The following is a 23524-nucleotide window of genomic DNA, read 5'->3' on the forward strand; positions in this document are numbered from 1 at the left end:
CAAGTTAACCCAGGAGATCGTCAACATGAGCAGCAATAGCAAACCACTGAGCAACATCAAGATCATCGACTTCACTCACGTGCAGGCCGGCCCGGCATGCACCCAGATGCTCGCCTGGTTCGGTGCAGATGTCATCAAGGTCGAGCGCCCCGGCGCCGGCGATGTCACACGTTCGCAACTGCGCGATATCCCCGACGTCGACGCGCTGTACTTCACCATGCTCAACAGCAACAAGCGTTCGCTGACGCTGGACACCAAGCAGCCGGAAGGAAAACTCGTGCTGGAGAAGCTGATCCGCGAATCCGACGTGCTCGTGGAGAACTTTGGCCCCGGCGCCCTGGACCGCATGGGCTTCACCTGGGAGCGCATCCAGGAGCTCAATCCCAAGATGATCGTCGCCTCGGTGAAGGGCTTCAGCGACGGGCACCACTACGACGACCTGAAGGTCTACGAAAACGTCGCGCAGTGCGCCGGGGGCGCTGCCTCGACCACCGGCTTCTGGGATGGTCCGCCGACCGTGAGCGCCGCCGCCCTGGGCGACAGCAACACGGGCATGCATCTCGCCATCGGCATCCTGACCGCGATCATCGGCCGCCAGCAGACCGGCAAGGGCCAGCGCGTGGCCTGCGCGATGCAGGACGCCGTGCTGAACCTCTGCCGCGTGAAGATGCGCGACCAGCTGCGCCTGGACCGGCTCGGCTACCTGGAAGAGTATCCGCAGTACCCCCACGGCACCTTCAGCGATGTGGTGCCGCGCGGCGGCAATGCCGGCGGCGGCGGCCAGCCGGGCTGGGTCCTCAAGTGCAAGGGCTGGGAGACCGACCCCAACGCATACATCTACTTCACCGTGCAAGGCCACGCCTGGGCGCCGATCTGCGATGCGATCGGCAAGCCTGAGTGGAAGACCGACCCTGACTACATGACACCGAAGGCGCGCCAGCCTCACATCACCGACATCTTCGCGACGATCGAGTCATGGCTGGCCGACAAGACCAAGTTCGAGGCAGTCGACATCCTGCGCAAGTTCGACATTCCCTGCGCGCCGGTGCTGACGATGAAGGAACTCCTGCACGACCCGTCGCTGCGCGCCAGCGGCTCGATCGTCGAAGTGCCGCACAAGGAACGCGGGAGCTACTACACCGTGGGCAGCCCGATCAAGTTCTCGGATCTCAAGCCCGAGATCACCGCCTCTCCGCTGCTGGGCGAGCACACCGACGAGGTCCTCGCCGAACTGGGATACAGCAGCGCGCAGATCAGCGAGTTGCGCACAGCGAAGGCGGTGTGACCGCCGGGGGCACGTCGTCACAGTCGATGTGTCCTTGGGCGGCACCCGCGATGGGTGCCGTTTTTGTTTGGACGAAGAAGAAGGAGCAGCCCCATGAACACGAGCATCGACTGCCAGGCACTCATCGCGGCGGTGGGCGACGCGATCATCGCGTCCGACGCCTCGGGCGCCATCACCCTGTGGAATGCGGGTGCCGAGCGGATGTTCGGCTACACGGAGAGCGAGGCCCTCGGCCGCTCGCTCGACCTCATCACGCCGGAACGTCTGCGACAGCGCCATTGGGACGGCTACCACAAGGCCATGGATACTGGCACCACGAAATACGGCAATGACCTCCTGCGCGTACCGGCCACCCACAAGGACGGGCGCTCGATGTCCATCGCTTTCACGGTGGCCATGCTCTTCACGCCCGAGGGGGCGGTGAGCGCGGTCGTGGCCGTCATTCGTGACGAGACCCAACGCTTCCAAGACGAGCGCACGCTTCGCAAACGCCTGGCGGAACTCGAAGGATTGGCGGCCGCGGATCAGTAAGCAAGCAATCACAGACCGAGACCGGAGACACCCGTTATGAGCAAAGCGCTGGAAGGCTATCGAATCCTTGATTTCACCCATGTCCAGTCGGGCCCGACCTGCACGCAACTCCTGGCCTGGTTCGGCGCCGACGTGATCAAGGTCGAGCGCGCCGGCGAGGGCGATGCCACTCGCGGACAACTGCGCGACATCCCGGACGTGGACAGCCTCTACTTCACGATGCTCAATCACAACAAGCGCTCGATCACGGTCGACACCAAGAAGCCCAAGGGCAGGGAAGTGCTGGAGACGCTGATCAAGCATTGCGATGTGCTGGTGGAGAACTTCGCGCCCGGCGCGCTCGACCGGATGGGGTTCACCTGGGAGCGCATCCACGAACTCAATCCGAGGATGGTGGTGGCCTCGGTGAAGGGCTTCGGCCCGGGCAAGTACCAGGACTGCAAGGTGTACGAGAACGTCGCGCAGTGCGCGGGCGGTTCGGCATCGACCTCGGGCTTCGACGACGGCCCGCCGATGGTCACCGGCGCCCAGATCGGCGACAGCGGCACCGGCCTTCACCTGGCACTCGGGATCCTCGCGGCGCTGCTGCAGCGGCACAACACGGGGCGCGGGCAGAAGGTGCTGGCGCCGATGCAGGATGCCGTGCTGAACCTGTGCCGGGTCAAACTGCGCGACCAACAGCGACTGGAGCGCACCGGGACGATGCACGAGTACCCGCAGTACCCGGACGGCACCTTCGGCGAAGCCGTGCCGCGGGCCGGCAATGCTTCGGGCGGCGGCCAGCCGGGCTCGATTCTCAAGTGCAAGGGCTGGGAGACCGACCCCAACGCGTACATCTACTTCATCACGCAGGCGGCCGTGTGGCCCGCGGTGTGCAAGGTCATCGGCGAGGAGGGCTGGATCACCGACGAGGCCTATGCCACGCCGGCGGCGCGGCTGCTGCACTTGAAGCCCATCTTCGCGCGCATCGAGAAGTGGACGATGACGAAGGACAAGCTCGAGGCCATGGACATCCTCAACGCCTACGACATTCCGTGCGGCCCCATCCTGTCGATGAAGGAGATCGCGGAGGACCCGTCCTTGCGCGAAAGCGGAACCATCGTGGAGGTCGACCATCCGACGCGCGGCCGCTACCTGACGGTGGGCAACCCGATCAAGATGTCCGACAGCCCGACACAGGTGAAGCGCTCGCCGCTGCTGGGCGAGCACACGGTGGAAGTGCTCGCGCAACTGGGCTACAGCCAGTCGCAGATCGAGGCATTGCGCGAAGAGCGCGTGATCTGAGTCATCCGCCATCGGGCAGAGCAATGACCACTCATGCATAACTCATGCGTAATGCTCTGCAAAGAATTCTTTAACTATCAATTATTTCTGCAGATTCCTACAGTTGACCGCGTAGTCCCGATTGATTGACTTGGCAACGTTCGACTCGAAGGAGACGGTAGTGACAGTTCAGGAATCCGCGGTGTCATCTGAAGCCTTTCGCATGGCGACTCCTGGTCGCCCGTTCCGGAAGGTCATGACCATCCACGAATACCAGGCGAAGGAACTGCTGCGGACATACGGCGTCGCCACGCCGCGCGGCCTTCCGTGCGCTTCGGCCGACGAAGCGGCGGAAGCCGCCACCCGACTCGGCGGCAGGGCCTGGGTCGTCAAGGCGCAAACGCATGTGCGTGGCCGCGGCAAGGCAGGCGGCGTGAAGCAGGCATGGTCGGTCGCCGATGTTCGGCGGCACGCGGAGGGCCTGCTGGGCTCGGCGCTGAGGACCCGGCAGACGGGCCCCGAAGGCCGCGTGGTGAAACGCCTGCTGGTCGAGGAGGGCGTCGAGATCGAGAAGAAGCTCTACCTCGGCATGGCGGTGGACCGCGAGTCCCGTTGCGTCGCGTTGATGGCATCGGCACAGCCGGGCATCGAACTCCGCGAGAAACCGGCCCCCCCGCAGAAGGTCCACAAACTGCTGATCGATCCCGCCACGGGACTGAAGCCCGCCGAAGCGGACGCGCTCGCGCGTGGCATCGGGCTTGCAGGCAAGTCGGTCGCAGAGGCGAATGTCCTCATGCGGAAGCTCTATCAAGCCTTCGATGCCAGCGATGCGTCGCTGCTCGAGATCGATCCGCTCGTGTTGACTCGCGACGGCCGCCTGATCGCGCTGGATGCCAGCTTCGACTTCGATTCGAACGCGCTGTTCCGTCAGCCCGATATCGCCGCGATGCGCGACTGCGACGAGGAAGACCCGACGGGGTTCGAAGCGTCGAGCGGCAGCGTCGGCTGCCTGGTCAATGGCCCGGGCTCGTCGATGGCGACGATGGACATGCTCCGGTTCTACGGTGGAGCGCCGGCCGGCTTTCACGACGTGGGCAGCGCAGCGACCGACGAGAAACTGTCCGAGGCATTCAGGCTGATGTCGGGCAATCCCAAGGTGCAGGCCATCCTCGTCAGCATCTTCGGCGGTGTCACGTCGTGCGACGCGATGGCCCATGGCGTGATCGCCGCGATCCGGAGGGCCGAACCGGCCGTGCCGTTGGTGGTGCACATGAGGGGCACGGATGAAAGGCTCGGCAGGGCCATCCTCGCGGATTCGGGCCTCGCAATCATGAACGCGAACGGCATGGCGGAGGCGGCGGAACTGGCCGTGACCGCGGCACGGCGAAAGACCTGAGATGTCGATTCTCGTCAACAAGCATACGAGGGTCATGACCCAGGGCATTGACGGCGAAGCGGGGCGCTTCCACACGACCCAATGCCGGGCCTACGGAAACGGCCGAAAGTGCTTCGTCGCCGGCGTGAGCGCGGACCACGCTGGCGAGTCCTTCGATGGTGTGCCGGTCTTCGCTACGGTCAGGGATGCCCGCGCCGCGACCGGTGCCAGCGTCTCGGTCATCTACGCGCCTCCGGCGCTGGCTGCCGCCGCGATCGACGAAGCGATCGATGCCGAGCTGGATCTGGTCATCTGCGTCACCGAAGGGGTCCCGGTCCGCGACATGATCCGAACGCTGGGGCGGCTCAAGGGCAGCCGCACGCTGCTGCTCGGTCCGAACTGCCCGGGCCTCATCACACCGGACGAAATCAAGATCGGCATCATGCCGAGCGACATCCACCAGAGAGGCCGCATCGGCGTGGTGTCGCGCTCGGGCACGCTGGCCCATGAAGTTGCCAGCCAGCTCCGGAGCTTCGGCATCGGGCAGTCGACCGTGGTCGGCATCGGGGGCGACCTGCCCGGCGGCCTCCAGCTCGTCGATGTGCTGAAGATGTTCAACGACGACCCTCGCACCGACGCGGTGATCATGGTCGGCGAGATCGGCGGCGACACCGAGGAGCAGTGCGCGTGCTGGATTCGCGAACACATGCGCAAGCCGGTCGTCGGCTTCGTCGCCGGCGCTTCCGCGCCGGCGCACTGGCGCGCGGGCGACGCGGGTGCCATCGCTACCAGCGTCAACGCAAGCGCGGAAGAAAAGATGGCGCTGATGAAGCAGTGCGGCATTCACGTCGCGCACAACCCGGCTGAGATCGGAAAGCTGCTGGCATCGCTCGTCATGCCGGACTACCTCCCCTTTGACTGAAAGCGCGACATGCATCACCAATGGCTCCGCTTCGATCACGACGGCAAGACAGGCTTCGGCACACTTCACGGCGATGAGGTCCGGGAGCACCGGGGCGACATGTTCGGCGCTTGCGAACCCACGGGCCGCGTGCTGGCCCTTGCCGAGCTCAGGCTGCGCACACCCACAGAGCCTGGAAAGGTCATCGCCTTGTGGAACAACTTCCATGCTCTGGGTGAGAAGCTGGGCCTGCCGGTGCCGCTGGAACCACTGTATCTGCTGAAGGCGCCCAACTCGTACCTGGCGCACGGCGAACTCATCCGCAAGCCGCAGGGCGAGCGCAAGATCGTGTTCGAGGGCGAACTCGGCATCGTGATCGGCAAGACCTGCACGGCGGTCGCCGAAGCGGACGCACTGAGCCACGTGTTCGGCTACACCTGCTCGAACGACGTGACGGCGGCCGACATCCTGCACCGCGATGCGTCCTTTCCCCAATGGGTTCGTGCCAAGGGCTTCGACACCTTCTGCCCCATGGGCCCGGTGGTGGCGACCGGGCTGGACCCATCGACGCTCACCGTCACGACCCGGCTCAACGGCGAAGTCCGCCAGGACTACCCGATCAGCGACATGCGCTTCCCGGTGCCGCGACTGGTCAGCCTGATCTCCTACGACATGACGCTCTATCCCGGGGACGTGATCCTGTGCGGCACATCGATCGGCGTCGGTTCGATGAAGTCCGGCAGCCTGGTCGAGGTCGAGATCGCCGGCATCGGCAGGCTGGGCAACCATTTCGAGTGAGCCCGCCCGAGAGATTCAACTACTGGGAATCGACATGAAGATTGCTGTGATTGGCGCGGGCGCCATCGGAGGACTCGTCGGCGCGAGGCTCGCACTCGCCGGCGAGGACGTCACCTTCGTCGTGCGCGGCGCGAACCTGGAGGCCATCGCGCGCGACGGCTTCAAGCTCATCGCGCATGATGGAGCAGAGGAAGTGGCGCGCAAGGTCAAGGCTACCGACCGCTATGACGAGGTCGGTCCGCAGGACATCGTCATCCTCGCCATGAAGGCGCATCAGGTCGAGGCGGTGGCCCATGACGTGCCGAAGCTCTTCGGCCCGGACACGGTGGTCGTCACCATGCAGAACGGCATCCCTTTCTGGTACTTCCACAAACATGGCGGCGCGCTCGAAGGCTCGCCGGTTCGCAGCGTCGACCCCGACGGTCTGGTCGCCGCGAGGATCCCGGCCGAGCGGGTCATCGGGTGTGTCGTCTATCCGGCTTCGGAACTGGTGGCGCCCGGCATCGTCAGGCACATCGAGGGCGATCGCTTTCCTGTGGGCGAACTCGACGGCTCGTCGAGCGAGCGCGTGAATCGCGTCTCTGCCTGCCTGACAGGCGCCGGCTTCAAGGCGCCGGTGCTCGACGACATCCGCTCCGAGATCTGGCTCAAGCTGTGGGGCAACCTGACCTTCAATCCCATCAGCAGCCTCTCGCATGCCACGCTGGTCGACATCTGCCAGTTTCCGCCCTCGCGCGAACTGGCCACCTCGATGATGCGGGAGGCGCAGGCCGTGGCCGGCAAGCTCGGCATCGAGTTCCGCGTGTCGCTGGAAAAGCGCATTGCCGGTGCCGAGAAAGTCGGCAAGCACAAGACCTCCATGCTGCAGGACGTGGAGGCGGGGCGGGCCCCGGAAATCGATGCGCTGGTAGGCGCCGTGGTCGAGCTGGCGCGCCTGACCGATACGCCCACGCCCCATATCGACACGGTGCATTCGCTGGTCAAGTTGCTCGCCCGGTCGATGGCGGATCAACGGGGCCACGTCCGCCTTCGCGAACTCGCCTGATCTCGCCTGGTCCGGGTGAAGAACGCCACGCTGCGGCAGTTGAAGGTCTTCGAGGCGGTCGCGAGGCTGCTGAGCTTCTCGCGCGCGGCGGAGGAACTCCATCTGACTCAACCGGCGGTGTCCACGCAGGTGCGCAAGCTGGAAGAGCACGCGGGCCATGCGCTGTTCGAGCAGTTCGGCAAGAAGATCTACCTGACCGCGGCGGGCGCGGAGTTGCTTCAGATCGGCCGCGCGATCATCCTGCAATTCGAGGCGGCCGAGAGCGCGATGACGCAGTTCAAGGGGGTCTCGGGCGGGCGGCTCAATGTGGGCGTCATCAGCGCCGGCGACTACTTCTTTCCGCGCCTGCTCGTGGACTTCGCGAGCCGCCATCGGGGCGTGAAGCTGAATTTCACGGTTCACAACCGGGAAGGGCTGTTGATCCACATCACCGAGAACCTGACCGACCTCGCGATCATGGTGCGGCCGCCTGCCGACCTCGACACCGTCAACCAGCCCTTTGCGCCGCATCCCTACGTGGTCGTGGCAGCGCCCGAACATCCTCTCTCCGCCGTGAAGCAAATCCCGGTGGCGAGGCTGATGCATGAGCCCTTCGTCATCCGCGAGAAGGGCTCGGACACCCGAAACTCCATGGAAGAAGCCCTGAATGGCCAACTGGCGGGGGTCCACGTTGCCATGGAGATCCGCAGCACGGAGACGATCAAGCAGGCCGTGATCGCCGGCATGGGCGTCAGCTTCGTGTCCGCGCACACGGTCAGCCAGGAGTTGCGCTCGGGCAGCCTCAGCGTTCTCGATGTGCAAGGTCTTCCGCTGATCCGCAACTGGTATGTCGTGCACCGCCGGACCAAGCGCCTGCCTCCGGTGGCGCAGGCCTTCAAGGACTTTCTCGTGAGCGACGGAACCGCGCTGATCTCCCAGATCGTCCCGGTTCCGGGCCTTTGAATCGCCACGGCCGACGTGGCTTGGGGCTCAGCGCAAGCCGACGCGCGAGGCGTGCCAGCGCAACACCGCGGCGCGCGCCGGGTCCTTGGCTTCGATGGCATTCGCCTTCACCTGCAGGGCGCGCATTTCCTCCACCTCTTCGATGACCGAGCGCGGGCTCAACAGCGCTTGGGCAAGCGCCTGGGCTTCTTCGGACAAGGTGTTGAGTGCGCGGAGCAGGCGGTCGGACATACCCACGATTTTTACTGATCGGCGAACGACGGACATCAAGGAGTTCCTTTTCAAGTGACCGGGACCGCTTTGCAAGGTTCGGGCCTCCACGTGAATGCCATCTTCAATGCTGATTGTCGATAAGTAAAACGAGATTTATTGCCATTTAAATGCAAAAATATTGCACTGAAGGGGGCAACATGGATATCACTCTAGCCCGGACCTTCCTGGAGATCGTCGAGACGCAGAGCTTCCAGCGCGCCGCGCAGAAGCTGAACGTCACCCAGACCTCCGTCAGCGCGCGGGTGCGCACGCTCGAACAGTTGCTCGAGCGCCGGCTCTTCGTGCGCAACAAGGCGGGCGCGGCACTCACCCGGGCCGGCGAGCAGTTCCTCCCGCACGCGACCATGCTCGTGCAAGTCTGGGAACGCGCACGCCACCAGGTGGCGGTGCCGGTCGGCAGCCGTGCCGTGCTCGCGGCGGGGTGCGAGATCAGCCTGTGGGACCCCTTGCTGCTGCGATGGCTGCTGAAACTGCGCGCCGACGATGCAAGCCTGGCGATCCGCACCGAGGTGGGTTTCCCTCACGATCTGCTCGACAAGGTCGCGGCCGGGGTGCTCGACATCGCGATCGTCTACGCGCCGCAGCAACGGCCCGGCCTGCGCGTGGAGCTCCTCATCGAGGAAAAGCTCGTCATGGTGACCACGGCCAAGCCGGCGCGAATTCCGCAACCTGCGGACTACGTCTATGTCGATTGGGGCCCGGAGTTTGCAACGCAGCACGACCTTGCGTTCCCGGAGCTCGCCCATGCCGCAGTGAGTGCTGGCTTGGGACCCCTCGGTCGCGAGTTCCTCCTGGCTGCTGGCGGCACGGGCTACTTTCGACTCGATGTGGTCCGCGCTTATCTGGAGTCGGGGCATCTTCGTCGAGTGCCGGACACCCCCGAGTTCCTGTATCCGGCCTACGCGGTTTACGCGGTCGGGGCCGATACCCGGATCGTCGACCCTGCGCTGGCCGCATTGCGCCAAGTCGCCAGCGCAGGCCCGGGGCCGATCGCGGCCAGGCAACTCTAGATGGCGCTGGGTGTCAGCTCCCCGAGCCCCTGTGCAACCGTCAGCTCGTGGATCTGGAGGGAGCTTTCATAGACCAGGCAAAGAGGCATGGTGATGAACACCATTCCTGCCGAGTAGATGACCAGGCTCGTCACCGGAAAGCTGGCGCTGCTCAAACAGGGGAATGAAGCCACCAGTGCGACACCGGCGACCAGCAAGGTCACTACCCGCAAGATCTCGCGGAGCCAAGTCGTGCGCCGGTAGCCCTGAGGATCGAATCTTTCGCGGTCCGAGCGAGTGAATCGGCTTTCGTCTTTGCTCGAATCCATGTTCTCTCCTCGGCGGGGCGAATGGGTGTTCGCGCCATTTGGCTCCGTCCGCGTCAATGCGACAACCGCGTTGATTTACTCATTGACTGCGCGACGAACGTTGTGCAATGCATTGCGGCCGACCTGGGCAGGCGGCGGCGCCGCTAGTAGAGGTGCGGCAAGCCTGCGCGAATCGCCTCCGGCACGTTGGGTTCGCTCGCGATGCGAGCGAGAAAGTCGGGATCGTCGGCGACGGTGAGCGGATCCAGTTCGATCGGGCCCAGGATGGTCGAGAGGGGCGGTGACTTGGCGCTGGCAGCCTGCAGGTTCGGACCCGTGAAGTCGCGTGGCCCGGCGAATGGAAGGCGCGGCCGCTGGTCAACGCCCGTGTCCTTGATCTCGTCGAGCGCCAACGCCCAGACTGCGCGTCTCGGAGCATCCGCCGACAGCAACGACGCCCTCCTGACCTTCGGCTTTTCGATCTCGCGCGCCAGGCTCTTGAGATTCTTGAATGCCTTTTTCAACGCAGCGGTTGCCGCCTTCAGGCTGACCTGGCCGACGTCCGGATCGCCGGTCGCCTGCGCCAGGAACACCTGCCGACTCTGACCGCCCACCTTGAGCGCCTCGCCTTTGACGCCGAGCGCCTGCATCGCCGACGGAGTGCCGTATCGGGCGACCCCGTTGATCACCACCAGGCGGATGTCGGTCTCCTTGGCCCGGATGAAGGCCTCGAAGGGCTCGCCCGCCACGCCGTCCATCACGACCAGGTCGGCGCGTTTTCCGCTCTCTATGGAGCCGAGTGCATCCTCCCACTTGAGGATCCTGGCGGCGTCCCGAGTCGCCATGGCCATCAGGTCGCGCGCCGTGAAGAGGTTGCCGAGCATGTGCTGGGAGTAGAGCCAGGCGACCTTCAGCTCGCCGAGAAGGTTCTTGCTGCCCGAAGGCGACCAGTCACTTCCGAGCCCGATGCGGACCTTTGCCGCGCGTGCGGCGTCGACGCGCGCGGTGGCGCCGTAGAGCAGCATGTTGCTCAGGGGTGACCAGACCATCGAGCCCTTCAGCTTGCCCATGACCTCGAAGTCCTCCGGCAAGAGGCCGGCCGAGTGGATCGCCGCCAGGCGGTCGTTGATGGCCCACTCATCGGGTGCCACCTCCAACGCCAGGAAATGCTTGCGGGCCGGGGATTCGGTCTCGCCGTCGGGCGTGATGCCTTCGCTCACGTGCAGCAGGAAGCAGCTGTCTTCCTTGTTGAGCCGCTTGAGGAAGGATCGCGCGCTTTTCGCATCCACGTCGTCGATCCTCGCCTGTGCTTCCGACAGCAACGGGTCGTCGGTCTGCTCCACGTTGCGAAGGATGCCGCGGTAGTAGCGCCGGATGCCGGCGTTGCTGTTGAGCATGATCCCCTGGCTGGTCGTCACGCCGCCCAGGAGGCATTTGCATTCGACGTAACGCACGAGCGGCGCGATGAGCGCGGCATTCCCCTTCGCGTCGCGGTGCTCGCCGATGACCGTCATCGGCCCGCTGATCAGGCGCCGGTAGTCGGGGTGCTTCGGCCATTGGCCCCGGTTCTGATAGAGCTTGGGCACCGGGCTCCAGAGCGTCAGGGCATTGAAGCTCAAGTGGTTGTGGAGTTCGATGAGCCCCGGGTAGATGCTTCCGCCGGTCTCTACGACCTGGACGCCGACGAACTCCGCCGGCGGCTTCCTGGCCCTGTCCTGGACTGCGACGATCGTCCCCTGATCGACGTACACCACCCCGTCGTCCAGGACCGTGAACGAATCGTCCATCGTCACGATGCGTCCCGCCAAGGCAAACCGGGGGCCGGTCAGCGGATCGATGGGCGGCGGCTTCTTGGCCGCGGCGACGGCACCTCGCGGCGGTGCCGTGGTCTGGTGGCCGCTCAAGGGATACCAGCGGCGCTCGACGTGCTTCATGAGACGACTCCCGAGCTGACCGTGATCGTGATGTTGCGTCGCTTGGCCAGGGCATCGGCGCCGGTGCGTCGCGCCCAGCCGTCGTTCTCGCGCATCCACAGCGGAAGGCCGGCAGGAAAGTCGTCGTCCGGAATCCTCAGGCGGTCGTCGGCGCCCCAGGTGTCGCCGTACGGTACGAGCGGAGTCACGACATCCGGATGAATGACGTTCTGGTGGACCTGCTGCAATGCCGCGTTCCAGTTCTGCAGCATCTTCTTCGTCGCGGCGGCGAGTTTGACCTTGTCGTTGTTCGACGAACTCTCCGGCTGAGTCGGATGCGTGACCGCGACAAAGGGAACCTGGGAGGCCTGTCCATCCGGGCTGGCCTTCCACATCGTCCATGCGGTGCTGGCGGCCTGGCCGAGTGCAATGACGACTTCGATGTTCTGGCCGACCAGCAAGGCTTTCAGCCAACGGTTGCGATAGTCGACCAGAGCCGGATTCCTGGACGTCGCGGCTTTCACGGTTCCGAAGACGCTGTAGAGATAGGTGTTGATGCAGACGTAGCTCTTGGTGATGCCAAGCCTGGCCAGAAGACCCTGCACGCGCCGCCCCGCCTCGCCGACGAGGATGCGTCGGATGACGGTCTCGTGCTGCGCCGGGTCCTGTCCGATCACGAGCACGCGCGCCGACCCGTCGAGCCGGCCCCGGTGAAAGATCGGGCCCCACTCGACCCTGAACTGATCCGGGGGGTAGACCGTCTCCTCAGGGTAGTTCGCGCACAGCGTGAGGAAGGGCTCGGCCGTGTAGCCTGGGTCGAAGGGATGCACCTTGGGTTCCTCCTTGGCGGCTTTGCGGGACATGAGCGCCGAGTCCGGCAGAACCGTCATCGGGGGGCGGAGCATCCTGGGCATCGCCGTGATCCGGCATCTAGATCAGGCTGTCGTCCGGCAGAACCCTGGGTGCAAAGATCGGAAGCGCGTGCAAAGGCTCTTCGCCGTCATGGGCCGACATCAAGCCGGCCTCCGCCAAGGCCTGCAGGTTGGGCAGCGCGTACGCTTCGGCTGCAGCCAGGTCGACCACGTACCCCAGGTCCTGCAGGCTCGCGACGGTGACGCGGCTCAGGGGATTGTTCGGCGCTGCGATGAAACCCGACATGAGCTCGTTCCTGAACACGGTCTCGCGCCAATGGCTGTTCATGGTTCCCGGCCCTCCCGTGTTCTCCACGGGGACGGCCGTCGGCCCGGCTCCCTTCAGCGCGCCGTACTCCTTCTTCGCCGCGGTTCCCGTGAAGCGGGGATTGGTCGTGGTTGCTCCGGCGAGCAGCTTCTTGAGCTCCCAGACAGTCCCGATGCCAATCACATGGCCCATCTCATGCGTGATGACATCGACGAGCGTGCCGTCCGCCTGCATCGCGGCGAGGTCGGCCGTGTCGAACGACATGAGGCCCTTGGCGGGAAGGAACGCATTGGCGCCCGCGGAGGCGGGCCGAAGATGCGTCGGGCCCGCCTGCCCCAGAATCTTGCCAGGCCCGTCGATCGCGACGCCCTGAGCCATGATCAGCAGGTCGTCGATGACCTCGCCGCTGACGTTCACGCTCGGCAGGTCGCCGATGATGACCTTGGACCAGCGCTTCGCCGCGGTCTTGAACGCATTCTTCTGCGTGGCTGTCAGCCCGGCGACGAATCGAACCTCGATCTTGTAGGCGGACTTGATGGCGGCCGCGCTCGCATTCGCCTTGACGCTGGCGTGCGCCACGAAGGTCTCGATGGCCGGCTGGCCCTTCTTCTTCGAGCTTGCCATGATGGGTGCCTCCGAATCGGACATGCGGAGGGGTCAGGGCGTGCGCACCGAACCTCCGCGACCCGAGCGCACGCGGAATCGTAGCCCTGTCGTGGCCACGTTGACATCCACCGATTGGTGGATGCCTTCAATCTGCGCGTAGCAGGTGTTATGCGCTTGCGGAGATGGCCTCCGCGCCTCTACGCTACGTCTTGTCGTTCGCTTCAATCAGTTGGCAATGGTCGCAAAGCGCTTCGTGGTGATCTTCGTCTCGCGCCGCAATTCCTTGCGCAGCATCCTGGCCCAGGCCTGCCTGGCGCACCTCGGCGAGGACCGCTTTTCCGCGTACTCGTGCGGCCACCCGGCCCATGTCGGCGACCAGATCCATCCCGCCGCCATCAGAGCGCTTCGCAGTGCAAGCATGCGGGTGCCGTTGTCACGGCCTCATGGCTGGGACGACATGATCCGAGGGAGTTCACCGCAGGCGAATTTCGTGATCACGCTCGACGAAACCACGTTGCCGGCCCAGCCCAACTGGCCCGGGCAACCCGATTCCGCCTTGTGGGCCTTTGCGGATATTGCCGACCTCGGCAAGGCGGACGAAATCGATCGCGCGGCCCTCCAGATGCTGTACGCGTTGCGTCGCCGATTGGAGCTGTTGACCAGCTTGCCGCTGCACGGTGCGGATCGGGCTGCGATCCGCTCGGATGTGCGCGATCTGGCGCACATGCAATAGCCCCGTCATCGCGAGACTTTCCTCACGCCGAGCTTTGGTTTTTGCGGCGGAGGAGAGGCACGCCGGGACCGTCTTCAGCAATGCTTAAGGATCGGGGCAGAGACTGATTTCATGGCAAAGGGAATCGTCCTGAGCCCGACCGACAAAGGATCCACGCCATGAAGCCGTCTGCCGCCCCGAAGCCACTCACACCGTCCCAGATCAAGCTCGTGCTCGAGCTGCTCGAGCTTTCCCCGCTCGCGCCGAAGGAGACGGCTGCAAAGTTCAACCGGCTGACCGAGGTCGGCGTGTTCTCCGAAGCGCAACAGGACGCCATCGAGATCCTGCTCGCGCTGGACGAAGCCGAGATCCCCGATGCCCTCTTCGAGTTTGCCGATGACGACGCCCGGGACATCGTCCGCGACGGGCTGGCGCACGAGGCGCATCTCCGCTTCGTCGCAGCCTGAGAAGCGGGACGCGTTGCACCGTTGCGAGATTCATCGAGATCTCTGCAGATTCGGGAAACGAGTGGGAGTGGATGAAGTCGAGGCCGCGGCCTGAGGGGTTCGCTCAAGGACCGCGGCCCACAAGTCGATGCGTGACAGCAGCGAATGAATTGTGCTGACCGTCCCATGGGGCAGACATCAGATTCTTCCGAAATTGAGCCAGAAGGATCGGCAGGGCCGGCGGATCCCACTTTCTTTCGCATCAGTAGGATGGCAGCCGCTTCACGAAATGGCGGATCTCTTCCATCAGCGCCAGCGCGCAGGGCGCCGCCAGGGCGCCACCGCGCTGCGTGATCCCGATCTGCCGCTGTGTGCCGGCCAGCGGAAAGCTCAGCACCACCAGCGTCCCCGCCTCGATCTCGTAGTGAAGCTGATGTGCGGAAATGGCTGTCACCATGTTGCTCTGCAGCAGCAAGCCCCGCAGCAGTGCCAGGTCCCCCGTCTCGACGGCGGGTTCCGGCGCCGATTGCCCCGAATGATGAAAGAAGCGCTCCAGCAGCTCGCGAGACGGAGAGCCCCTCCGCGACAGCACCCAGCCCGCTTGCCGCAATTGCGCGAAGCTGATGCGCGCTGCCGCAGCGAGCGGATGGTCGGCGCGGGCGATCAATGAGATGCGGTCGTCGAACAGCGGCTCCTGGACCAGATCCTTGGCCTCGGCTTCAGGCCGCAGCGCGCCCAGGATGAAGTCCACCTCGCCACTGCGCAACGCGGCGGCCAGTACCTCGTAGGGGCTCTCCACCGTGCCGACGTGCACCCGCGGATGCTCCGCCAGCAGCGCCGAGATGGCCGCAGGCAGCACCAGCGTCCGAGACAGCGGCAACGCGCCGACCATCACGCTGCCTTGCACGACGCCCTGGATCGCCGCGAGATCGGAGTCGAGGCTGCGCAATTCGGCCAACGCCCGCTTGCAGCGGAACGCCAGCAGCTCGCCCGATCGCGTCGGCCGCACGCCGCGCGCCGATCGGGTAAAGAGGGCGCAGCCGGACCGTTCCTCCAGATCGCGAACCAGTGCGCTCAGTGCCGGCTGCGTCACCCCGAAGGCGCGCGCGACGGCAGGCATGTTGTGCATTTCGGCCAAGCCCGCAAGGAGTGCCAACCGCCGCCCGCTGAACATCGCGGTCAACAAGCCTCGCGCGTCGAGCCTGCGCGACCCATCGCTCGGCAGCAACTCCTGGCTGGCCGAGACGAACTCCTGCTCCACGCGGACAGCGCGTGCAAACACCGCCTTGCCGTAGACGGTCAGCAGCATGCCTCGCGCCCTGCGTTCGAAGAGGGGCACACCCAGCGATGCCTCCAGTTCGCCCACCGCTCGCGTGACCGCGGATGCCACACGGAACAGGCTTTCCGCGGCCTGCGTGACGCTTCCGCTGGTCGCAACGCTCGCGAAAGCCTGCAGGTGCCGCAGGTTGATGGCCAAGGGGTCCGGCTGCGTAACCCGCGGCATCTCGATAACTTTTGTCGATGGCAAGGTGAGAGTTCCTGCTGCGCGGCTTCAAGTAACAAGCGGTGCCGCGGATATGAAGGGTAAACCCTTGGGCGATAAACAAATGAGAACGCAGGGAAATTAGAACTCACACCGGGCGAGACCGGTTCGGCAGAGACTACCGCCCATGTCGACGATCTCCTTCAGCTCCCTCGATGCGGTCCCTTGCGTGTGGATGCGCGGCGGCACCTCCAAGGCCGCCTTTTTCCATGCGGGCGACCTGCCTGCCGAAGCGGGCGCGCGCGACGCGCTCATCCTTGCTGCGATGGGCCATCCGGATGCGCGGCAGATCGACGGTATCGGCGGTGGCCATCCGCTGACCACCAAGGTGGCGATCGTTTCGCGCTCGCACGATCCGCGCGCCGACGTCGACTACCTGTTCGGACAGGTCGTGGCCGCGGAGTCGCGCGTCGACTATGCGCCGACCTGCGGCAACATCCTCGCGGCCGTCGGCCCGTTCGCGCTGGAGGAGGGACTTGTCGAAACGCAGCCGCGGGAGTCGGTGGTGCGCATCCGCATGGTCAACACCAACTCCTATTGCCACGCCGTCGTGCAGACGCCCGGCGGCCGCGTGGCCTACAGCGGCGACACGCCCATCAGCGGCGTACCAGGACAAGGCTCGCCCATCGAGCTGCGCTTTTCCGACATCGTCGGATCGAACTGCGGTGCCTTGCTGCCCACCGGCGAGGCCAGCGATCGCATCGACGGCATCGACGTCACCTGTATCGACAACGGCATGCCGGTCGTCCTGATGCGCGCGGCCGACCTCGGGTGCACCGGCAACGAGACGCCGGCCGAGCTGGACGCCGACACGGCGCTCAAGGCACGCATCGAGTCGATCCGCCTCCAGGCCGGCCGGCGCATGGGCCTGGGCGACGTGAGCGCCAAGGTCGTGCCCAAGATGACGCTGGTGTCGCCCGCGCAAGCCGGCGGATCGCTGAGCACGCGCACCTTCATCCCGCGCAAATGCCATGACGCCATCGGTGTGCTGGGCGCCGTCTCGGTGGCTTCGGCCTGCGTGCTGCCGGGCACCGTGACCGAGCCGCTGTGCCGCCTCGGTCCCGCGCCGCGGCACGACCTGTCGGTGGAGCACCCCACCGGCGAATTCACCGTGCGCCTGCTGATGGAAGAGGGCGGCCTCGCCATCGCCGGCGCCGCACTCCTGCGCACCGCCCGCCCGCTCTTCCGCGGCCAGGTGCTGGTGCCGCGCAACCCCTGAATCGAAGAGAAGACTGGACTCCGCATGATCATCGACTGCCACGGCCACTACACCACCGCGCCCAAGGCGCTGGAGGAATGGCGCAACCGCCAGATCGCCAGCCTTGGCAATCCGGCGGAAACGCCCTCGCCCTCGACGCTCAAGATCAGCGACGACGAGCTGCGCGAATCCATCGAAAGCAACCAGCTCCAGAAGATGCGCGAGCGCGGCAGCGACCTGACCATCTTCTCGCCGCGTGCGAGCTTCATGGCGCACCACATCGGCAACTTCGAGACGAGCGCCACCTGGGCCGCGATCTGCAACGAGCTGTGCCTTCGCGTCGCGCAGCTCTTTCCGGACCACTTCATCGGTGCGGCCATGCTGCCGCAGTCGCCGGGCGTCGATCCGCGCACCTGCATTCCGGAGCTGGAGCGTTGCGTCAAGGACTACGGCTTCGTCGGCATCAATCTCAACCCCGATCCGTCCGGTGGGCACTGGACCTCGCCACCGCTGTCGGACCGCCACTGGTATCCGATCTACGAGAAGATGGTCGAGCACGACATCCCGGCCATGGTGCACGTGAGCACGAGCTGCAATGCCTGCTTCCACACCACCGGCGCGCACTACCTGAATGCCGACACCACGGCCTTCATGCAGTGCCTGACTTCCGATCTGTTCAAGGACTTCCCGGCGCTGCGCTTCGTGATCCCGCATGGCGGCGGCGCGGTGCCCTACCACTGGGGGCGCTTCCGCGGCCTCGCGCAGGAGCTGAAGAAGCCGCTGCTGAAGGATCATCTGCTCAACAACATCTTCTTCGACACCTGCGTCTACCACCAGCCGGGCATCGACCTGCTGACGCGCGTGATCCCGGTCGACAACATCCTCTTCGCCAGCGAGATGATCGGCGCCGTGCGCGGCATCGATCCGGAGACCGGCTTCCCCTACGACGACACGCGCCGCTACATCGACGCGACGCCGATGCTCGACGACGCCGCGCGCTACAAGGTCTACGAGGGCAACGCCCGCCGCGTGTACCCGCGCCTCGATCGCGCACTGGCTGCCAAGGGACTCTGAACCCATGACCTCATCCCATACCCTCCAGGAACTCGGCGTCGTCCACCGCCGCATCACGCGTGCCGACCCGGACGCCGTCGAGAAGCTTTCGCGCTTCGGTGTCTCGACCGTGCACGAGGCGCTGGGTCGCCTGGGCCTCATGCAGCCCCGCATCCGCCCGATCTTCCCTGAAGCGCGCTTCTGCGGCCCTGCCGTCACCGTGCTGCTGCAGCCCGGCGACAACTGGATGCTGCATGTGGCCGCCGAGCAGATCCAGCCCGGCGATGTGGTGGTCGCGGCCTGTACCGCCGACAGCACCGACGGCTTCTTCGGCGACCTGCTGGCGACCTCGTTCAAGGCGCGCGGCTGCAAGGGCCTCGTGATCGACGGCGGGGTGCGTGACGTGCGCGACCTCAGCGCGATGAACTTCCCCGTGTTCAGCCGCGCCATCCACTCCAAGGGAACGATCAAGGCGACGCTCGGTTCGGTCAACGTGCCGGTGGTGTGCGCCGGCGCGCTGGTGCAACCGGGCGACGTGGTGGTGGCCGACATCGACGGCGTGGTGGTGGTGCCGGCCGCGCGCGCGCAGCAGGTGGCCGACGCGGCCGAAGCCCGCGAAGCCAACGAGGCAAGCAAGCGTGCCCGCTTTGCCGCGGGCGAACTCGGGCTGGACATGTACGCCATGCGCGAGCCGCTGGCCAAGGCCGGCCTGCGCTACATCGACTGACTGGAGACACCATGAAGAAACTCAACGCATCCACGGCCCTGGCGACTCTCGCGGCCGCCGTGCTGACCCTGGCCGCAACGCCTTCCCATTCGCAGGATTTCCCCACCCGGCCGGTGCGCATCATCACGCCCTTCCCGGTCGGCAGCGGCCCTGAAGGCGTGGTGCGCCTCCTGGCCGACAAGCTCAGCCGCACATGGGGCAAGCCGGTGACGGTCGAGAACCGACCCGGCGGCAACGGATTCATCGCCATCGATGCGTTCAGGCGCGGCGCCACCGATGGGCACGACCTGATCCAGCTCGACAACGTCCACCTCGTCGCGTATCCGTACCTGTTCAAGAAGCTGCCCTACGACCCGGTGAAGGACTTCGAGCAGATTGCGCCGCTGTTCCGCACCAACTTCTTCTTCACCGTGGCGACGGACAGCAAGTACAAGTCGGTCGGGCAGATCGTGGCCGATGCCAAGGCCAACCCTGGCAAGCTCAACTACGGCTCGTGGTCCATCGGCAATCCGGTGCACCTGGGGTCGGCGCTGTTCGAGACGATGACGGGTACCCAGATGACGCACGTCATCTACAAGGAGACCACGCAGCTCTACACCAGCGTCGCGACCAACGAGCTGTCCTTTGCGCTCGGCACGCTGGGCTCGGCGGGCGCGATGCAGCGGGCCGGCAAGCTGCGCTACCTGGCCGTGGCCGCGCCGCAACGCCATCCGGCGTTCCCGGACGTGCCGACGGTGGCCGAATCCGGCGGTCCCGCCGGCTTCGAGGTCGTCGGCTGGACGACGCTGGCCGCTCCCGCTGGACTGCCACGCGCCGTGAGCGACAAGATCCGGCGCGATGTGGAGAAGGCGCTGGCCGATCCCGATTTCAAGGCCAAGTTCGTCGCCTTCGGCTATGAGCCCTTCCCGGTCACGCGCGACAAGTTCGAGCTGTACGTGCAGGGCGAGTCCAAGCGCATGGCCGCGGTGATCAAGCAGGCGAACGTCTCGCTCGACTGAAACCAACAAGGACTCATCATGGCTCGCATCATCGGCGCCGTCGCCTGCTCCCACACTCCGACCATCGGCTTCGCCTTCGACAAGAACAAGCAGGACGACCCGGTCTGGGCACCCATCTTCAAGGACTTCGAGCCGGTGCAGCGCTGGCTGGCCGAACAACAGCCGGACGTGCTGTTCTTCATCTACAACGACCATGTCAGCTCCTTCTTTTTCGACCACTACTCGGCCTTCGCCCTGGGTGTGGGCGAGCGTCATGCGGTGGCGGACGAGGGCGGTGGCGCACGCGACCTGCCATCCGTGGCCGGGCACCCCGCGCTGGCGCGGCACATCGGCCGTTCGCTGGTGGCGGACGAGTTCGACATGTCCTTTTTCCAGGACCGCGCGCTGGACCACGGCGTCTTCTCGCCGCTGTCGCTGCTGTGCCCTCACAAGCCCGATTGGACGGTGCCGGTGATCCCGTTGCAGGTCGGCGTGCTGCAGTCGCCCGTGCCATCGGCGCGGCGCTGCTACCGCCTCGGGCAGGCGCTGCGTCGCGCCATCGAAAGCTATCCTGAAGACCTGAAGGTCGCCATCGTCGCCACCGGCGGGCTGTCGCACCAGGTGCACGGCGAGCGCGCGGGCTTCAACAACCCTGCATGGGACGCGCAGTTCCTCGACCTGATCGAGAACGACCCGGTGAGGCTCACCGAGATGACGCAGGCCGAGCTGGCGACTCTCGGCGGCATGGAAGGCGCCGAAGTCATCATGTGGCTGGTCATGCGCGGCGCCCTGTCGTCCAACGTGCGCAAGACGCACCAGAGCTACTACCTGCCGTCGATGACCGGCATCGCGACCCAGATCTACGAGAACCTTGCGAGCCCGCCGATGGCCGGCGAGGTGGAGCGGCATCGGCGCCACATGGACCAGCAACTTGCGGGCGTCGAAGCGCTCGAGGGCACCTATCCGTTCTCTCTGGAGACCAGCGTGCGCGCCTACCGCCTCAACAAGTTCCTGCACGGCATGACGCGTCCCGAACACCGGGCGCAGTTCCTCGCGGATGAGGAAGCCGCCTTCGAGGCGGCGGGGCTGACGCCGCAGGAGCGCGACCTGGTGCGCCGGCGCGACTGGCGCGGCCTGATCCACTACGGCGTCATCTTCTTCATGCTGGAGAAGCTCGGTGCGGTCATCGGCGTATCGAATTTGCACATCTACGCCGCCATGCGCGGCCAGACGCTGGAAGCATTCCAGCAGACGCGCAATGCCCCCGGCGCCCTCTATTCGGTCGCCGGCAAGGATGCCAAGGCACAGGTTTGGGACAAATGACCCACCCCCAGGCTTGCCCACTTCGTGTGGCCGCCTACCCCCTCTCCGGGGGCAACCCCTGCGGACCGGCGGAGCCGGCTCCGCGGGGTTTCTTGCCCTCCATTCGTTGAACCTTCGGAACCACCCATGAGATCCTTTCTCTTTCGTTGCGCATTCGCGCTCGTCGCATCGCTGCCCCTCGCCACCCTGAGCGCGACGGCGGCCGATGCCTTTCCATCCAAGCCGATCAAGATCCTTGTCGGCTACAGCGCCGGCGGCGCGGTGGACGCCATCGCACGTTCGGTCGGCCAGCGCATGGCCGCCACTCTCGGCCAGCCCGTCATCGTCGAGAACAAGCCGGGCGCCGGCACGAACATCGCCGTCAAGGCGCTCATCGCCAGCCCGCCCGACGGCTACACGCTGCTGCTGGCGGCCAACGCGCTCGCCGTGAATCCATCGCTGTTCCAGCCGGCGCCCTACGACCTGGAGCGCGACCTGACGCCGGTGTCACTGGTTGGAAGGGTGCCCGTGGTGCTGGCCGTGCGCGAGGGCTCGGAGATCAAGACGCTGGCGCAGTTGTCGGCGGCGACCAAGGCCAAGCCCGGCACCATCAGCGTCGCGACGCCGGGCAACGGCTCGACACCGCATCTGGCGATGGAACTGTTCCAGCACACGGCCGGGCTCTCATGGCGGCACGTGCCGTACAAGGGCGGCGCGCAGGCACTCACCGATGTGCTCGGCGGCCACGTCGACGTCGTGGCGGTGAATGCGCTGGAAGCGCTGCCGCTGGTGAAGGGCGGCAAGCTGCGCGTGCTGGCCGTCATGAGCCCCGAGCGCTCCGCGGTGCTGCCGGGCGTGCCGACCGTGGCGGAGTCGGGCTATCCCGGATTCGAGTCCAGCGTCTGGTATGGCTTCGTCGCGCCGGCGGGCCTGCTGAAGCCGATCCTGGCGAAGGTCCACGAGGCCGTGCAGAAGGCGCTCGAATCGAGCGAGGTGCGAGACCAGTTGGCAGCGGCCGGCGGCGTGGCGTTGCCCGGTGCACCCGAGCTGTTCGGCAAGCTGGTCAAGGACGACGCCGCGCGCTACGGCAAGCTGATTCGTGAAGCCAACATCAAGCCCGACTGAACCCGAGCCCGGCACCCGCGCGGTCCCTGAACATGACATTCCCGATCAACCGCCGCCGGGCGTGCCTGTCGATCGCCGGCGGCATGCTGCTGCCGGCAGCCCGCCACGCCATGGCGCAGGCCTCCTATCCGACCCGGCCACCGCACCTCATCGTGCCGTTCACGCCCGGAGGCTCCACCGACGTGCTGGCCCGGAGCATCGGACAGGAACTGGGCCGCGCCTGGGGCCAGGCCGTCGTGGTCGAGAACATCCCAGGGGCGGGCGGATCGGTCGGCGCGGAAAAAGTCGCGAGGGCACCGGCGGATGGCTACACCCTGCTCATGGGACACATCGGAACGCTGGCCATCAATCCGTCGCTCTATCCCAGGCTGGGCTACGACCCGGTGCGGAGCTTCGCGCCCGTGGCGTGGGTGGCGCGCGTGCCGAACGTGCTCGTGGTCCATTCGTCGGTGCCGGCGCGCACGCTGGCCGAGCTGATCGCGCTGGCGAAAGCGCGTCCCGGCCAACTCGCCTACGGCTCCGGCGGCAACGGCAGCGCTGCGCACATCACCATGGAGTACCTGAAGCTGCAGACCGAGTGTTCGTTCCTGCACATCCCTTACCGCGGCACCGCGCCGGCCGTGAACGACCTCCTGGCCGGGCAGGTCCAGGTGCTCTTCACGGGCGCTCCGGCGCTGCTGCCGCACATCAAGGCCGGGAAGATCCGCGCGCTGGCCGTTTCGAGCCCGCGCCGCATCGCGCTGCTGCCGGACGTGCCGACGGTGGCAGAGAGCGGTGTCGCCGGCACCAAGGGCTTCGAGGCCGACCAGTGGTATGGCGTCGCCGCACCGGCCGGCACGCCGGCGGAGATCGTCTCGATGCTCAACCAGCAGATCAACCGGTCGCTGGAGTCGGCGGAAGTCAAGACGCGCCTCGCGGCCGAGGGCGCGGAGGCCACGCCCGCCACGCCGCAGGCCTTCGGCCAACTGATCGCGAGCGAAATCAAGCGCTGGGACCGCGTGGTCAGGTCGGCCGGCATCACCATCGATTGATC

The 23524-nt window shown here is 66.0% G+C and carries 25 protein-coding genes; 18 read left to right on the forward strand and 7 right to left on the reverse strand.

The window, feature by feature from the left end:
• Positions 1-25 precede the first annotated feature (25 nt).
• The 8 genes from frc (QTH97_RS10630) to QTH97_RS10665 all read left to right on the forward strand — a co-directional run bounded on the left by frc (QTH97_RS10630) (position 26) and on the right by QTH97_RS10665 (position 8140).
• The gene (gene frc, locus QTH97_RS10630) at positions 26-1285 is read left to right on the forward strand and encodes a formyl-CoA transferase (RefSeq protein WP_286568103.1); all 1260 of its coding nucleotides are present in this window, start codon (positions 26-28) and stop codon (positions 1283-1285) included.
• 93 nt (positions 1286-1378) lie between these two features.
• Complete coding sequence (locus tag QTH97_RS10635; protein WP_286568104.1) at positions 1379-1816, forward strand: PAS domain-containing protein; 438 nt, start codon at positions 1379-1381, stop codon at positions 1814-1816.
• A 36-nt stretch (positions 1817-1852) separates the two neighbouring features.
• Positions 1853-3100, forward strand: coding sequence for a formyl-CoA transferase (gene frc, locus QTH97_RS10640; RefSeq protein ID WP_286568105.1), 1248 nt, complete (start codon positions 1853-1855; stop codon positions 3098-3100).
• 235 nt (positions 3101-3335) lie between these two features.
• Positions 3336-4475 carry an ADP-forming succinate--CoA ligase subunit beta gene (gene sucC, locus QTH97_RS10645; RefSeq protein ID WP_286568106.1) on the forward strand — a complete coding sequence of 380 codons (1140 nt, stop codon included), beginning with the start codon at positions 3336-3338 and terminating at the stop codon, positions 4473-4475.
• A gap of 1 nt (position 4476) precedes the next feature.
• The gene (gene sucD, locus QTH97_RS10650; protein ID WP_286568107.1) at positions 4477-5376 is read left to right on the forward strand and encodes a succinate--CoA ligase subunit alpha; all 900 of its coding nucleotides are present in this window, start codon (positions 4477-4479) and stop codon (positions 5374-5376) included.
• 9 nt (positions 5377-5385) lie between these two features.
• A complete protein-coding gene (locus QTH97_RS10655) occupies positions 5386-6153 on the forward strand; it encodes a fumarylacetoacetate hydrolase family protein (protein WP_286568108.1) in 768 nt (255 codons plus the stop codon).
• Positions 6154-6187: 34 nt separating this feature from the next.
• Positions 6188-7198: a 2-dehydropantoate 2-reductase gene (locus QTH97_RS10660; RefSeq protein ID WP_286568109.1), complete on the forward strand. Its 1011-nt coding sequence runs from the start codon at positions 6188-6190 to the stop codon at positions 7196-7198.
• A gap of 15 nt (positions 7199-7213) precedes the next feature.
• Complete coding sequence (locus QTH97_RS10665; RefSeq protein ID WP_286568110.1) at positions 7214-8140, forward strand: LysR family transcriptional regulator; 927 nt, start codon at positions 7214-7216, stop codon at positions 8138-8140.
• Between the two features lie 27 nt (positions 8141-8167).
• Here QTH97_RS10665 and QTH97_RS10670 read toward each other — a convergent pair whose 3' ends face one another.
• Positions 8168-8407 (reverse strand): hypothetical protein, encoded by a 240-nt coding sequence (locus tag QTH97_RS10670; RefSeq protein WP_286568111.1) that lies wholly within the window; start codon positions 8405-8407, stop codon positions 8168-8170.
• Between the two features lie 143 nt (positions 8408-8550).
• Between QTH97_RS10670 and QTH97_RS10675 the strand changes: the two genes are divergently transcribed.
• Positions 8551-9423 carry a LysR family transcriptional regulator gene (locus QTH97_RS10675; RefSeq protein WP_286568112.1) on the forward strand — a complete coding sequence of 291 codons (873 nt, stop codon included), beginning with the start codon at positions 8551-8553 and terminating at the stop codon, positions 9421-9423.
• Here the strand turns inward: QTH97_RS10675 and QTH97_RS10680 are convergent.
• The 5 genes from QTH97_RS10680 to QTH97_RS10700 all read right to left on the reverse strand — a co-directional run bounded on the left by QTH97_RS10680 (position 9420) and on the right by QTH97_RS10700 (position 13793).
• Positions 9420-9731, reverse strand: coding sequence for a hypothetical protein (locus QTH97_RS10680; RefSeq protein WP_286568113.1), 312 nt, complete (start codon positions 9729-9731; stop codon positions 9420-9422). The two genes, QTH97_RS10675 and QTH97_RS10680, sit on opposite strands and share 4 nt — an antisense overlap.
• A 143-nt stretch (positions 9732-9874) precedes the next feature.
• The gene (locus tag QTH97_RS10685) at positions 9875-11644 is read right to left on the reverse strand and encodes an amidohydrolase family protein (protein WP_286568114.1); all 1770 of its coding nucleotides are present in this window, start codon (positions 11642-11644) and stop codon (positions 9875-9877) included.
• Positions 11641-12486, reverse strand: a complete 846-nt coding sequence (locus QTH97_RS10690; RefSeq protein ID WP_286568115.1) for a uracil-DNA glycosylase family protein — start codon at positions 12484-12486, stop codon at positions 11641-11643. The genes QTH97_RS10685 and QTH97_RS10690 overlap by 4 nt, the downstream gene beginning before the upstream one ends.
• Before the next feature lie 67 nt (positions 12487-12553).
• Positions 12554-13426 (reverse strand): leishmanolysin-related zinc metalloendopeptidase, encoded by an 873-nt coding sequence (locus tag QTH97_RS10695; protein WP_286568116.1) that lies wholly within the window; start codon positions 13424-13426, stop codon positions 12554-12556.
• Positions 13427-13610: 184 nt separating this feature from the next.
• Entirely contained in the window at positions 13611-13793 is a 183-nt protein-coding gene (locus tag QTH97_RS10700) for a hypothetical protein (protein ID WP_286568325.1), read from the reverse strand.
• Here QTH97_RS10700 and QTH97_RS10705 point away from each other — a divergent pair.
• Complete coding sequence (locus QTH97_RS10705; protein WP_286568314.1) at positions 13719-14141, forward strand: low molecular weight phosphatase family protein; 423 nt, start codon at positions 13719-13721, stop codon at positions 14139-14141. The genes QTH97_RS10700 and QTH97_RS10705 overlap by 75 nt on opposite strands.
• Positions 14142-14299: 158 nt before the next feature.
• Positions 14300-14587, forward strand: coding sequence for a hypothetical protein (locus QTH97_RS10710; RefSeq protein ID WP_286568117.1), 288 nt, complete (start codon positions 14300-14302; stop codon positions 14585-14587).
• Positions 14588-14828: 241 nt separating this feature from the next.
• Here QTH97_RS10710 and QTH97_RS10715 read toward each other — a convergent pair whose 3' ends face one another.
• Complete coding sequence (locus QTH97_RS10715; protein ID WP_286568118.1) at positions 14829-16070, reverse strand: LysR family transcriptional regulator; 1242 nt, start codon at positions 16068-16070, stop codon at positions 14829-14831.
• 166 nt (positions 16071-16236) lie between these two features.
• Here QTH97_RS10715 and QTH97_RS10720 point away from each other — a divergent pair, with 166 nt between their 5' ends.
• From QTH97_RS10720 to QTH97_RS10750, 7 genes are all read left to right on the forward strand, one after another.
• Positions 16237-17328: a 4-oxalomesaconate tautomerase gene (locus QTH97_RS10720; protein ID WP_286568119.1), complete on the forward strand. Its 1092-nt coding sequence runs from the start codon at positions 16237-16239 to the stop codon at positions 17326-17328.
• Positions 17329-17352: 24 nt separating this feature from the next.
• Entirely contained in the window at positions 17353-18381 is a 1029-nt protein-coding gene (locus QTH97_RS10725; protein WP_286568120.1) for an amidohydrolase family protein, read from the forward strand.
• Between the two features lie 4 nt (positions 18382-18385).
• Positions 18386-19087 carry a 4-carboxy-4-hydroxy-2-oxoadipate aldolase/oxaloacetate decarboxylase gene (ligK, locus tag QTH97_RS10730; protein WP_286568121.1) on the forward strand — a complete coding sequence of 234 codons (702 nt, stop codon included), beginning with the start codon at positions 18386-18388 and terminating at the stop codon, positions 19085-19087.
• A gap of 11 nt (positions 19088-19098) precedes the next feature.
• Positions 19099-20085, forward strand: coding sequence for a Bug family tripartite tricarboxylate transporter substrate binding protein (locus tag QTH97_RS10735; RefSeq protein WP_286568122.1), 987 nt, complete (start codon positions 19099-19101; stop codon positions 20083-20085).
• An 18-nt stretch (positions 20086-20103) separates the two neighbouring features.
• Positions 20104-21387: a gallate dioxygenase gene (locus QTH97_RS10740; protein ID WP_286568123.1), complete on the forward strand. Its 1284-nt coding sequence runs from the start codon at positions 20104-20106 to the stop codon at positions 21385-21387.
• Between the two features lie 126 nt (positions 21388-21513).
• Positions 21514-22491 (forward strand): Bug family tripartite tricarboxylate transporter substrate binding protein, encoded by a 978-nt coding sequence (locus QTH97_RS10745; protein ID WP_286568124.1) that lies wholly within the window; start codon positions 21514-21516, stop codon positions 22489-22491.
• A 32-nt stretch (positions 22492-22523) separates the two neighbouring features.
• Complete coding sequence (locus QTH97_RS10750) at positions 22524-23522, forward strand: Bug family tripartite tricarboxylate transporter substrate binding protein (RefSeq protein ID WP_286568125.1); 999 nt, start codon at positions 22524-22526, stop codon at positions 23520-23522.
• The last annotated feature ends 2 nt before the right edge of the window (positions 23523-23524 follow it).

Source organism: Variovorax gracilis, assembly GCF_030317115.1.
In the GTDB taxonomy this organism is placed as follows: domain Bacteria; phylum Pseudomonadota; class Gammaproteobacteria; order Burkholderiales; family Burkholderiaceae_C; genus Variovorax; species Variovorax gracilis.